This is a genomic window from Lentzea pudingi (assembly GCF_014646255.1).
In the GTDB taxonomy this organism is placed as follows: Bacteria; Actinomycetota; Actinomycetes; order Mycobacteriales; family Pseudonocardiaceae; genus Lentzea; species Lentzea pudingi.
On record NZ_BMNC01000032.1, the window covers coordinates 19,621 to 33,388 of the forward strand.

Here is a 13,768-nt window from a genome sequence, read left to right on the forward strand (position 1 = left end):
AGGAGGATCAGAGAATGTCGTCGACGAGCGTCACCGGTCGGCTTTACGGGATCCGCACCGTGGGGAGTCATCTGTCCTTCGCGACGTTGCGCTGCCTGGATCAGGAGTACCTGTGCGTGTTCTCCGAGCGGCTGAAGGTCCGAGCGGAAAGCATCGTCCGGGTCACCGGCGAACTGCGCCCCAGCATCGCCTCTCGGACGTTCGAGCACGAGATAGCGGTTGAGTCTTACGATGTCGTCGCCGAGAACCGCACGATCACCTCGACTCAGCTAGCAGGGAGGCCCTACAGCAAAGCCATTTTGCCCAAACAACACGTCTACATGCGCCTGCCGGAGGTCCGGGAGCGACTGATGGCCAAGTGGATGGCAGTGCAACGCATTCGCGACCTGCTCGCCACACAGCGATTCGTCGAGGTGCAGTCGCCGCGCATAGTGGGGAGGATGACCGACGGTCCGACGATGAAGTTCAAGCTCGACTACTTCGGGCAGGAAGCCTATCTGAGCCTGAGCAACTTGTTGTTTCATACCGCGTTCGTAGCTGGGGACTTCACCTCGGTGTTCGAGATCGCCCCTTTGTTCCGCGCCGACGTGAACCACAGCTCCCAGCACCTGAGCGAGTTCCTCATCCTGGAGATCACAGCCGCCTATCGGAGCCGCGAGGACATGATGCGGTTGTCCGAAGACGTGGTGCGCGCAGTGTGCGACTGCTGTGGCGGTGGTGGATTGCCCGACAGAGATCTCGCTGACGTTCCGGTGGTCACGTACGAGGAAGTGCGAAAGATCGTATCTCTCGCCGACTGCGCCCCGGTGCAGCCGGGCGCCCGGCTCAAGCGATACCACGCTGATGCTGTCGCCGCCAGCCTGAATCGCACGCTGTTCTGGGTGATTGACATGCCTGCGAAGCACAAGGCGTTCTTCTCCTCGACTCGCCATGATCCTGTCGTCGATGCCGAGGTGGCGAACGACTTCCGGCTCTACTGGCGGGAGATCGACATCGTGGACGGGGGCGAGCGGGTCACCGACCCGCGGCGACTGCGGGAGCGGCTGGCCGACCAGAACCTTGAATCCGAGCACTTCGGCTACTACCTCGACGTGCTGGATGGCGGTGTGCCTGCGATGACGGGCCTCGGGTTGGGCATCGAGCGGCTGATCGCCAAGGCACTGGGCCTTGGCAACATCCGGCAGTTGGTGCCGTTTCCGAGGTTCGTCGATCACTTCGAACCGTGATGCGCTCGGCTACGCAGTTCGGCCTGATTCCACGTGGCGTCATCCGCCTGTCCGACCAAAGGACCATCTATGCCAAGAACAACGATCGCCGACCTGCGTGCAAACATCGGTCAAGAGGTGACTGTCTGCGGTTGGGTCAACTCGCTATGGCTACAGCGCAAGCTCCAGTTTGCGATCTGTCAAGCACCGGGTTTGGTGGAGACTGGATTAGTTGGTTTCCAGGGTTGCGGTGACCGGCTGGGTCATCGCGTGTAGGGCTTCGTACTCGGCGGGCGGCACGTGTCCGAGTTCGCCGTGCAGGCGCCGGTTGTTGTACCAGTCGATGTATTCGACGGTGGCGATCTCGATGTCGTCGATGCCGCTGAACTACTTGGCGATCCACAACCTTCGACGAGCCGCCGCGCCGCCGCCTCATCACCCTGACGAGACGATGTGTCCTGAGTCGCTCGGTCCCCTCCGACCGCCAATCCGGCGCGTCGATCTTGGTACACCTCTGACTTACACGGTTCGCACGACACGCCCCGCCGACGCGCTGCACACCACCTACCCGCGCCAACACCAAGCGCACCACGTGTTCAGATCAAAACCGGCTTCAACCTGGTCTTCGCTCAATTCGACGCTCTGCCCTGGCACCAACTGCCCTGCTTGGAATGGGTCGAACGCCGACAGGGCCGCACCGAGAAACGCACCATCCGCCTCGCCCCACTGCGCAACACCGAATACGGCTGGGTCAACTGCCCCGACGCGCGCCACGCCTTCCTCATCGAGCGCTACCGCACCTGCCACATCCCCGGCGCCCACCCCACCACCTCCTCCGCGGCCACTGGGCCATCGAAAACCGCCTGCATTGGGTCCCGCGACGCCACCGCGAAGACGCATCCCGTGTCCGCACCAGCACCGCACCTCACACCATGGCCACCCTCCGCAACCTCGCCATCAGCGTCTTCCGCCAAGCAGGCCACACCAACACCGCCACAGCACTGCGCGTCATGACCAGAAACCTTCAACCGATCCCTACAACTGTTCGGAATCCCCACCTGAACAGCCAAAACGCTTTGCCGGAGCTCTGACGTCTCGAGCCGGGCCATTGGCCCCGCCCCAGACAATGGGCGCGAGGTGCTTCTACGGGGTAAGCCGATTGGGGCCACGGAAGAGGAACGTCGCCTCTCGGATGGAATCGAGACCGAGCAGGATCATCAGAACCCGACCCAAGCCCATACCCAGGCCCCCATGCGGGGGGCAACCGAAGCGGAAGGCGTTCAGATAGTCCTGCAACGGCTCGGTGCTCATCGACTTCTCCGCAGCCTGCTTGATTAGTACGTCATAGCGGTGCTCACGCTGCGCACCCGTGGTGACTTCCAATCCCTTCCACAGCAAGTCGAAGCTCAAGGTGACGTTTGAGTCGTTCTCGGGCCTCATGTGATAGAAGGGTCGGATACTCGTCGGGTAGTGGGTGACGAAGACGAACTCGTGCCCTGTCTGCTCCAGGAAATGGGCGGCAACACCGCGCTCACCGTCGGGGTCCAAGTCCTCCTTCATACCCGCAGGGTCCCAGCCACCCGCCCGAAGGATCTTCTGGGCTTCGGCCATGGTGACCCGAGGGAAGGGCGTCGTCGGAACGGTGATCTCGACGCCGAAGGACTCGCGGACCTCGTTGCCGTGGGCGTCGGCGACCTTCGCGATGGCGTGGGCGAGCATTTGCTCCTCGAAGTTCATCACATCCTCGACATCGTTGATCCACGCAAGCTCAACGTCAACGCCGGTGAATTCGGTCGCATGTCGGGAGGTGAACGATGGTTCGGCCCGGAACACGGGGCCGATCTCGAAGACCTTGTCGATACCCGCGGCGATCGCCATCTGCTTGAAGAATTGTGGCGACTGCGCCAAGTAAGCGGAGCGGTCGAAGTAGCCGAGCTTGAACACCTCCGCCCCCGACTCCGAGGCAGTACCCATCAGCTTGGGGGTGTGCATCTCGGTGCAGCCCTGGCCGTAGGCGTACTCTCGCATGCCCTGCTCGAGAGTGGTCTGCACGGCGAACAGCAGCTGCGCTTGTGGTCGCATGCGAATATCGAGGAATCGCCAGTTCAGGCGCTGGTCCAGACTGGTGTGCTCATCGATCGGCAGGGGCGTGTCGGCCCGGTTTAGGATTTCCAATTGCTGGGGGACCAGTTCCAAGCCCCCGAGCTTGACGATCGGGTTGTCGACCACGCGGCCGACGATCCGGACCGCGGACTCAGTGGTCAGGCCCTCCAGCGCGACCTCGATCTCATCGCTCTCACCGCATCGGCGATGCGTGATCTGCACCATGCCGGTGTGGTCACGGAGAACGAGGAACTGCATTTTGCTCTGCAGGCGGAGTGTGTTCACCCAGCCGCAGACTGAAACGGTCTCTCCGACACGTTCGCGCAAGTCAGAGACCAGAACACGTTCAGTTGTTTGAACCATCGAGCACTCCCAGGGTGTCGTCATCCCTTGGGGGCGTGGGCGAGAAGGGAGCTCGCGGTACCACCACGCCTTCGCCACCGCCACCGCAGCAGCCTCGTTCGGGCCCAGTGACGGGGGCTGGCCGGCGGGGCATTGAGCCGAACAACCGGCCGTTCCTCCCCGCGCTCAGGAGGGTCTTCACAACGAGACGCGAGACTGCCTTCCCAGCTACCAGCAGCTCTCTCGGCTCACGTATTCCCGTTATTACTCGTCTCCTTCGACGCGTTGCGACTGAGCATACCGGGGGTTGGCAAGCGCCTTTACCCGAGGCACCGCCACGTTCTTCCGTGCCTCGGTCGCCACGTCGAGCCGCTCGAAGCGGGAAGCCTCAGCAGGCTGGCGCGGTGCGCGCATCTGGTCGCTGCCGCGGCTGGAGTTTCCGCATAGATTGCTTCGCGCTCCGCTGCTCGCGACGTGCAGGCAAGTTTCGCGGGACGCCTGCGCGCCGATGTTGAGACGCATCCGACGGCCCCTCCCCTGAGATCGGCTTCCCAGCCGCCTTCCAATACCGGTAGCGGCTGAAGCCGTTGGCGCGCCGCGCCGCCGCCTCGTCACCCTGACGAGACGATGTGTCCTGAGTCACTCGGCGTCCCCTCCGACCGCCAATCCGGCGCGTCGATCTTGGTACACCTCTGACTTACACGGTTCGCGTGGCTCTGTCCATGATTGCGTGATCAACTGACTGCGCCCGGGATCAGGTGTGCGGCGAAGGTTTGTGATCATGTTTGGTGTGTGATCGTCAGTGGTTGGACGTGCTCCTGCCGCACCTGGAGGGTGTGGTGGTCGAGCGGATCGAGCAGGCTGCTCAAGCGACAAACCTACGGCAAAGCCAGTTTCAGCCTGCTACGCAAGAGAATCCTTCTCACCAACTGACCACGCAGCCGCGTCAGAGGTCATCCTTGATCACGCAACCATGGACAGAGCCGTTCGCGTGACACGCCTGGGGGCTCGAAGGCCTCGTAGAGCGAGCCGATGGTGGTGTTGAGGTTGTCCATCACCAGAACGACCTTGTCCGCGTCGGGATAGTCGTGGCTGAGGAGCAGGTCGACCTCCGCGGCCCAGTCCCGGGGGTCCGGTGCTCGCGCGCGGTGCCCGGCGGCGGCCGGCGAGGGGCTCGACCCAGACGAAATCGAGCAGGTTCCACAACGGACGTACTCGGAGTCGATCCTCAGGTCGTTGCCGGGAGTTGCGGAACCGGGTCGCGGGCGTGGTATCGGGCACGATGAACCGCATGGCCGTCCCGCCCGAGTCCACCAAGACCTCCCCTGCGGCAGCGTCTGCTGGCGCGAACGCGGGCCTCAGCTGGACGACGTCACCGTCCGCCACCGCAGCGCGTTCGCCTACGCCACCGGCCACCTTCCCGACGGCACCACGATGCCGCTGTTCCGGTTGCGCTACAACGGATCCGCCACCACCTGGGGCTTCGCCATCTACTGCGACAGCTACGAGAACTCCTGCCTACCCAGCGGCCACCCCTCAGGCACCCTACAAGAAGCACTCGACTGCGCCTGCGGACTCTACCTCAACGACCACACCACCTGGCTACAACCCGACGAACTAACGGGCGCGACCACTAGCCCGCTGCTTTCGTGCTGATTTGACGTGGCGGGTGTCGATTACGGAGAAAGGTGCTCTGAACTGCAAGGATATGACTTGTCGAGGGTCATTTCCGTACCAGTTCAGGAGCACCTTTCTGGTGAGCAAGGCTACCGGGTCGTACCCGTCGTTGATGGTCGACACCACGGCGAACGGAATTGTGTCCTGCGCGGGCGCGACACTGCTGATCGGTACTACGGTCAAGACCGGCTTGGATCAGGCATTATCGTCGGCTCTGAGCCGCTGGCGGCACCCGAACGCGATCCATGACCCCGGCAAGATCGTGTGCGATCTGGCCATCGCGCTGGCCCTGGGCGGGGACTGCCTGGCCGACATCGCCGCGCTGCGCGCCGAACCTGGCATGTTCGGCGTGGTCGCCTCCGACCCCACCGTCTCCCGGCTGATCACCGCCCTGGCCGCGGACACGGACACGGCACTCGCGGCCATCGACTCCGCCCGCGCCGCCGCACGGGCGACCGCCTGGACACTGGCCGGCACCCACGCCCCCGACCACGCCATCAGCCCGGACGACCCGCTGATCATCGATCTGGACGCGACCCTGGTCACCGCGCACTCGGACAAGCAGAACGCGGCGCCGACATTCAAGCGTGGCTTCGGTTTCACCCATTGTGCTCGTTCGCCGACCACGGCGCGCGGGGCACTGGCGAACCACTGGCGGTCATGCTGCGGCCAGGCAACGCCGGGTCGAACACCGCCGCCGATCACATCGCGGTGACCCGGGATGCGTTGCGGCAGTTGCCGTTCACCGCCAAGGGTGGACGTGTCGGCCGCAAAGTACTCGTTCGCGCCGACTCCGCCGGCGGCACCCACGAGTTTCTGGAATGGTTGCACGCAAGGAAACTGGGCTACTCGGTCGGGTTCACTCTGCCCGACGACGCCGTCGAACGCCTCGCCCGCATCCCCGCACACGTGTGGACCCCTGCCTACGACGACGAACGCACCCCCGCGTGACGGGGCGTGGGTCGCGGAGGCCACCGGCGTGCTGGAGATGTCCGGATAGCCGAAAGGGATGCGGGTGATCGTGCGCAAGGAACGCCCGCACCCCGGCGCACAGCTGCGGTTCACCGACGCCGACGGCCTGCGCCTGACCGCCTTCGCCACCAACACCGGCCGCGGCCAGCTCGCTGATCTGAAACTACGTCACCGCCGCCGGGCCCGCGCCGAGGACCGCATCCGCGCCGCCAAAGCCACCGGGCTGACCAACCTGCCCCTGCACGGCTACGCCCACAACCAGATCTGGGTCGCCATCGTCGCCCTCGCCCTTGAGCTGACCGCCTGGGCTCAGATGCTCGGCCTGACCGACCACGACGCCCGGCGCTGGGAGCCCAAACGCCTGCGGCTACGCCTGTTCTCCGTCGCCGGCCGCATCGCCCGCCACGCCCGGCAAGTCCACCTCCGACTGGCCCGCCACGCCCCCTGCGCTGAGCTGATCCTGACCGCCCACCAACGCATACACGCCCTACCGCAACTGGCCTGACCAGCCAGAACCCATCCCCACGAGCAACCACGCGTCGCAATCGGGCAGTGGAACCCGACGGCACCCAGCCGACAACGGGCCATCTCGACCATCCCGAACCCCGGAAGGAGGACGCACAACAGTCACCAGACACGCTCTCGAGCCAGGCCGTCACCCGCGTGAAAGATCCGGGCTAGGACGAGCTGACCACTGTCAGCTATGCACGGCTCCGGAAGACCTCGATAAGGCTCGCGTAGCTAGCGCCGGCGTGGCCCGCTCGGATGGCGCGCTCGGTCATGGCCTGGATCCTGGCCGGCCATTCAGTGTTCACCTCGGCGGCCGAACTCTCTCGTACCAGGTACTTCATTGTTGCCAGGTGGGTCTCCAAAGAGGCGTCCTCGGCAGGATAGACACCACGATCGATCTGGTCGGCGTACGCATTTACAAAGCCGGTCACGCTGCTGACCCATTGGTTGGCAAATGGGGCGAACTCGGCCGCATCGACCCCGGCAGCACCCAACAAGGCTGCTCCGTGCAGGAACGAGTTGAGCGTTCCCCACATGACGCCGAGCAGCGCCACGTCGTAGAGGGACGCGAGTCCGACATCCTCACCGAAGAAGGTCGTTGTGCCCAGGCGACCAAGGCTCTCGCGGTGCCTTGCATACGCCTCCGCCGACCCGCTGAACAGCAGGAAAGCTTCGGGGCGGCCGATCACCTCAGGGATCGCCATGATCGCCCCGTCTACGTAGTCGCCGGCCCACTTCGAAATGCCCCGAGCCTCGTCAGAGGTGCCAGAGGTCAGATTGACCAGGGTCCGGCTGTCGAGCTCGTCCCGGTGTGGACCGAGGACGTCTTCCACTGAGGCCGCGTCGCTGAGGCAGACGACGATCAAGGAACTCGCCCTGAGCGCATCGGCGACGAACGGTACGAGCACGGCTCCCCGGGCGACGAGCTCGTCGGCCTTGCCGGGCGTGCGATTCCAGATCGTGGTCGGGTAGCCAGCCTCGACGAAAGCCGCGGCGAGGGCACTGCCCATCAAACCGAGGCCGATGACGGTGACGGGTTCGACGGTCGATGTGTTGCTCAGGGCACAACTGTTCAGGATGGAAGTTCCGGTCAGTCTTCGAAAAGGTTGCGGCGAAACCGCGAGTGACGTCGTGGGATGCGTTTCGGAATACTGGGTTCCCTGGAAGTGTGGACATCGGATGGGAGACCTGTCCGCGTTCGGGAGACGAGGGTCCGCACTCTCTTGGCCGTGCTGCTGGTGCACCGTGGCCGGCCAGTCTCGGTGAACCAATTGGTCGATGCTCTTTGGGGCGGAACGCCCTCGCCGAACTACGTCCGCACATTGCGGTCGAAGGTCTCGCTGCTGCGGCGGACGCTGGAGAACGCCGAGCCGGGCAGCTACGACCTGATCGAGACCCGTCCTCCGGGGTATCTGCTGCGGGTCGAGGACGGCGCGGTTGACGCTGGGTGTTTTGATGCGCTGCTACGCCAGGCACAGGCGATCGCAGGCGACCCGCGTGCAAAGAGCCGGTTGCTGACTGAGGCTGCAGGCTTGTGGCGAGGTGCGACGGCACTTGCGGATTGCACCGACGAGGAGTTCGTGCAAGCCGAGTCTCGACGACTCGAAGAGCGGCGATTGGTCGCGCTCGAGGAGCTTGCCGAGGCTCGGCTTGAACTCGGCGAGCACGCCGTCCTGGCAGGCGAGCTGAGCGGACTCGTCGCCGCGCATCCGATGCGGGAGCGGCTACGGGCCGTGCACGTCCGCGCTCTGTACGTCTCGGGACGGCAGGACGAGGCGTTGGCGAGTCTTGCAGAGCTGCGCGATCGGCTGCGTGACGAACTTGGCCTTGATCCCGGCCGCGCACTGACCGGGTTGCATGAGGCGATTCTGCGGCAGGACGCTGCTCTGACTCCTGCCGCAGCTCACGAAACCCGGTCACGCGGTAGCTTGCCCGTGCCGTTGACCGAATTGATCGGCCGCCTCGAGGACGCCCAACAGGTCGGCGCCCTGCTGACGTCTGAGCGGCTGGTGACCTTGACCGGGGTCGGCGGGGTCGGCAAGACACGGCTCGCCCTGGAGGTAGCCACACGGCGTGCCGGGACACACTTCGATGGCACTCGTCTGGTGGAGCTCGCCATGGCACGGACGGCAGCCGAGGTGCACGAGGCCGTCGCGACGGCGCTCGGGCTGAGGGAAGACCTTCATGCCCCAGCTCGGTCTGTGCCCGAATTGCTCGCCGATGCGCTCGCTGGCCAGGACGTGCTGCTCGTGTTGGACAACTGCGAGCACGTCATCGAGCCGGTCGCCGAGATAGCGGCTCAGCTGCTCCGGGCCGCACCTGCCCTGCGGGTCCTGGCCACCAGTCAGGAACCACTTTCGATCGTCGGCGAACGTGTGCGGCCGGTCGCACCGTTGGACCTGCCGGAACCGGACGTGGACCGGCTGCAGCAGTCGACTGCGGTGCAACTCTTCGTCGCTCGCGCCGCCGCCGCTGCGCCCGACTTCCGCTTCAGCTCTGACAATGCGGAGGCCGTCGCGACGATCTGCCGCCGCCTGGATGGCATCCCGCTCGCGCTGGAGATGGCTGCTGCCCAGTTGCGTGGAATGTCCGTGGCCGACCTCGCTGCCCGGCTCGACGATCGGTTCCGCGTGCTCACCGCACCGCTACGCGCTGCTCCCGCACGGCAGCGCACGTTGCGGGCGACCATCGACTGGAGTTGGGATCTGCTCAGCAAGCCGGAACAGGTCCTGCTTCGCCGCCTCGCTGCATTCGCGGACGGCTGTGTGTTGGAAGCCGCTGAGGCCGTGTGCGTCGGAGGGCCAGTAAGCCGGGACGACGTCGTTCTCCTGCTCGGGCGACTGGTCGATCGGTCGATGGTCAGTCGGCAAGGCGGCCGGTATCGGCTGCTGGAGTCCGTTGCGATCTACTGCGCCGATCGACTGGCCGAGGCCGATGACGAAGACGAACGACGGGACCGTCATCTCTCCTACTACCTCGACTTCGCCGAGCGTGCCGACGTACGGCTCCGAGGCCACGAGCAGCGACTGTGGCTTGAACAGCTGTCAGCGGAAGTCGCCAACATTCGCGCTGCACTCCTGCACGCGGTGAGCCGTACCTTCACAGATGCGGCGCTGCGGTTGGCTAACGCCTTCGCGTGGTTCTGCTTCCTGCGTGGCCGGTTTGCCGAGGCACTGCGCTCACTCGACCTCGCTCTGTCAGACGGCGGCAGTTCCCACCTCAAGGCGTCCGCCCGTGCTTGGCAGACCGGCATGTCGCTGCTGCTCGGTACACCGGAGACCGACAGCCAAGTCGTGCTGGAGTTGTACGAGACCGTCGAGGACCCGGCAGGACGGGCCCGCGCACTGTGGTTCATTGCATTGTGCAGAGCCGGATTTGGCGATCCTGTGGCGAATCTAGGTCTCGCTCACCGAGCACGTGCCGGCTTCGAGGCACAGGGTGACCGATGGGGCATCGCTGCGGCTTTGTCGGTCAACGCTGAACTCCTTCTCTACCTGGGTGACCAGAAACAGGCGCGGGCGAACGCCACCCAGGCGCAGGCGCTCTTCCGCGAGGTCGGCGACCGATGGGGTCAGTTGCAGGCTGCCTACACGCTCGGAGACCTGGCAGAGATAGCCGGCAACTACGGCACAGCTGAACACCTGCGGCACGAGGCCCACCAACTCGCCCAAGACCTCAAACTGTGGAACGACGTGTCAAAGATGTTGGCACGGCTAGGCCGCGTCGCACTGCTCGTCGGCGACCTCGACCGCGCAAATGAACTCCACAACCGTGCCAGGCAGCTAGCCGCAACGTACGGTTACCAACGTGGCGAGGAGTTCGCTGAAATCGGGATGGGACTCGTGGCCCGCCGCCAAGACAGGTTCGACGACGCCGAAACCCACTTCAACGCCTGGCTCGACTGGTGCCGCAAGTGGGACAGCGACCACGGAGTGGCGTTCATCCTGGCCGAGCTCGGCTTCATCGCCGAGCAGCGCGGAGACGCCGATGCTGCCCGAAAGCACCATCAGGAAGGACTTGAGCATGCTCGCCGCACAGGTGATCTGCGCGCCATAGCTCTCGCTTTGGAGGGCCTCGCAGGAGCCGAAGCCCTCGCGGGCGCTCACTCGGAAGCAGCCCGACTACTCGGTGTGGCCTTCGCAGCCCGCGATGCGATCGGTGTGCCGCTTCCCGCAGCGGAACGTGGCGACGTCGACCGCATCACCGAGATCGCCCGCACCGGCCTGACCTCGGAGGCATACGAGCACGCCTTCGAGCAGGGTTCCTGTCTCACAGCCACTTCGGCTGTGGCGTGGACGATCACCAGTCGACAAAGCGGCGATCTCACCAACGGCGACTCCGGGGCCGAGAGCCTGTCGGAGTGCGTGTGACTCCGGTCCCTGTGCTCTGGCGAGTTGTGGGTCTTGCTGGCTACCAGAACGAGGGAAGCTCCTAACAGGACTGAGCCAATGAAAGTCGAGTCTGGACCAGGAAGCAGGCGTGATCACCGGACGCAAGCGGATCTTGACCAGCGCAATTCCAGAAGCCTCGGCCGCATGCCAGGCAACGACCTAATCGTCGTCGACGACATCGCGTGATCCCAGTTGCCTCGGACGCCACCGAAGCGCTCTGCCGCAACTGCGACGCCGCTCGATCCTGGTCATCTGCAACATCCACCCCTCAGGCTTCGACACAATCATGCCCAAGACCACCACGACAGTCGTCCGGCTCCTGCACCAGACGCGCGAGTGACACCGACGTCCACCCATCCGGACGAGAAAGGACCGTTGACAGACGGGTGGCCGGGTGAGACCGCTAAGCCTTCACCAGGTCGAACATCTGGCAGATAGCGGTGCTTCGCACCACGATCGGGGCAACGCCGATTGGTGCTCTCGCAGCCGAGCCGGTCCCGGCGAACACTTCAGGTGATCAGGGTCCTACCCACGCTGGAGTCTTGGGTTGGTCACTGCCTGATCCACAGAGGACGCTGGGGTGTCCGGTTCGCGTGCTCCAGTTGTCTTAGTCAGCCGGCTTGCGATTGTTGCTCGCACTGGATGAACACCGGGCGGGGCGCACACGGTACGGATTCAAGAGGTCTTCTTGCACGCGGAAATCGACGACGCGGCTCGACCCGTCAATGGCGAGCCTGCAGGTGTGTTCGTTCGGGATCGCTCGGAGCACTGTGATCGACCACATCTGATAGCTGCTGACTAGCGCTGGAACCACTTTCGGGCGCTGATGCTGATGCTGTCATCGCCATACAAGCGAGCGCCGCACAAGTCGTGGCTACAATCAATAGGAATCTCATTCATAAATCCTAGTTGCGCACGAAGTCCCTGTCGCCCTACGCGCGTAGGGTTCACAGAGAACCACAGTGAGTACATTACTTTTTCACCGGCTTCGGACCTACCCGAGGCAGGCCATCACGATTTGTATTCGTCAATCTGGAAAAACGTAGACGATCTGCGATATCGGACGCACGGCCCGCAGTCATGTGAAAATTACGGCTCTTAGCCACGTCGGTTCGACTCCAAGGCCATGCCATCCGGGCCGGCACAGTGATGCGATCATTCCGCCACCAGAAGCCACATGGACTATCCGATATGAACTGAGAAGCGTCGATCCCGTGGAACGCAGGGGTGGGGACGGATCGGCCAAATTGGGCCACGTCCAGCAACAGGGGCTGCCCCTGACTGGCAGATCCACTTGAACAGCACGTCCACCACCAGCAACAGTCGCGTGCACTCACCGGCGAGCTGCCACAGACGCACTGCGCCCCGTGCTGCCCGCCAGTACTATCGAGCCTGCGACATCACCAGACCGTCACGCGACGGCACGGAACTCCACTCCACGAAGCGCGAGTTCAACGCCTGATCCGCCAATCTGCAAGTCCAGACTCCGTAAACCACGTCAATGTGATCGAGCGATGACATCCGCCACAAAGAAGTTCAGATGGGGTTCTCAATGCAATTGGCTGGACGTACCTGGATGGATGAGATCCGGTTGTTCATCGGCCCGAGTTCGTCAACCCGAGCGCCTGGACGTACCTGGACGCTGTCCCCTTGGAAGTTCACACCGTCAAACAACCAAAGGCAGACATCCGTATTGTTGATGACCGAGTTCGCCTGATTCGATCGAGAGCCCAGGTCTCGAGTGCCAGCGAACCCATTCACCTCGGCGCCAGCAAAACCAGAATCGCTGTAGAGGCAGTACTCGAAAGACCGGCAGTCTGCAGCCCCGCTTGCGTCGCCTCCCATGATGAGCAGCGATGCGACAGCTGCAGAGAAGGCCCCGAACGCGCCGAGCGCACGACGCTTGGCCGACACGTGGAGAACTCGATCATCAGACATTCAAACTACTCCTTGACGACTGTGACAAAAACGCTGAAATAGCGATCGTCAGACGAGGAAAAAACAAGTACCACTCTTCAGTGCATCACGCAAGATGTTCGAAGACCAGCATCTCCAGCGAAATGTTCGAAGCGGGGTGGCGAAGCGTCCGTTCGAGTGCTCACACTGTCCAGTCAGACAGGCATTGGTGACATGAATTCAACCATACAATCTGCCATCGAAGAGTCGAGCCGGCGACGCCAGCGGAAGTCAAGATCGCCGAAACACCGGAAACCCACGCCATCGTGCGGTACTCGCGGATCCAGATGGCCGAGCGCTCAGGATGGAGCGACTCCGTCGCCATTGCTCACGAGCCAACTCCGCTTCGATCGGCACTGCGGGCACGCTCATTCCGGAGTGTTCGTCCGTGTTGCTCGGACACTTGCTGGTCATGGCCGCCGACATCTGGCAGAACTATGCGGCCAGCATGATCAGCACACGCTCGCTCACGGCGTTCGATCACTGACACCAGCTTCACGGAATTAGTCATCTGAAGGGTTATCCATGAAACTTGCGAAGATCACCGGGGCTGTCGCCGCGCTCGGCGTCGCCCTGACCGTCCTGACCGCGCCGGTCGCGTCCGCCGCTCCC

At 63.9% G+C, this 13,768-nt stretch carries 6 protein-coding genes and 2 pseudogenes; 4 read left to right on the forward strand and 4 right to left on the reverse strand.

Features of this window, described 5'->3' with window-relative positions; translation table 11 throughout:
* Positions 1–14 precede the first annotated feature (14 nt).
* Positions 15–1,226 carry an amino acid--tRNA ligase-related protein gene (locus IEY88_RS43060; protein WP_189160679.1) on the forward strand — a complete coding sequence of 404 codons (1,212 nt, stop codon included), beginning with the start codon at positions 15–17 and terminating at the stop codon, positions 1,224–1,226.
* Positions 1,227–1,433: 207 nt separating this feature from the next.
* Here the strand turns inward: IEY88_RS43060 and IEY88_RS43065 are convergent.
* Positions 1,434–1,577 (reverse strand): annotated as a pseudogene (locus IEY88_RS43065) (IS3 family transposase); the annotation flags it as partial.
* Between IEY88_RS43065 and IEY88_RS44840 the strand changes: the two are divergent.
* A complete protein-coding gene (locus tag IEY88_RS44840; protein ID WP_229694322.1) occupies positions 1,506–1,649 on the forward strand; it encodes a hypothetical protein in 144 nt (47 codons plus the stop codon). The pseudogene IEY88_RS43065 and the gene IEY88_RS44840 overlap by 72 nt on opposite strands.
* A 699-nt stretch (positions 1,650–2,348) precedes the next feature.
* On the opposite strand, the gene aspS is transcribed toward IEY88_RS44840, so the two are convergent.
* Entirely contained in the window at positions 2,349–3,695 is a 1,347-nt protein-coding gene (gene aspS, locus IEY88_RS43070; protein ID WP_308426072.1) for an aspartate--tRNA(Asn) ligase, read from the reverse strand.
* A 1,711-nt stretch (positions 3,696–5,406) separates the two neighbouring features.
* Between aspS and IEY88_RS43075 the strand changes: the two are divergent.
* Positions 5,407–6,804: pseudogene (locus tag IEY88_RS43075) on the forward strand (IS1380 family transposase).
* Between the two features lie 196 nt (positions 6,805–7,000).
* Here IEY88_RS43075 and IEY88_RS43080 read toward each other — a convergent pair.
* Positions 7,001–7,870, reverse strand: a complete 870-nt coding sequence (locus IEY88_RS43080; protein ID WP_189160685.1) for an NAD(P)-dependent oxidoreductase — start codon at positions 7,868–7,870, stop codon at positions 7,001–7,003.
* Between the two features lie 75 nt (positions 7,871–7,945).
* Here IEY88_RS43080 and IEY88_RS43085 point away from each other — a divergent pair, with 75 nt between their 5' ends.
* Complete coding sequence (locus tag IEY88_RS43085) at positions 7,946–11,179, forward strand: AfsR/SARP family transcriptional regulator (protein WP_189160681.1); 3,234 nt, start codon at positions 7,946–7,948, stop codon at positions 11,177–11,179.
* 1,557 nt (positions 11,180–12,736) lie between these two features.
* Here the strand turns inward: IEY88_RS43085 and IEY88_RS43090 are convergent.
* Positions 12,737–13,138, reverse strand: coding sequence for a peptidase inhibitor family I36 protein (locus IEY88_RS43090; protein ID WP_189160682.1), 402 nt, complete (start codon positions 13,136–13,138; stop codon positions 12,737–12,739).
* Positions 13,139–13,768: the final 630 nt, after the last annotated feature.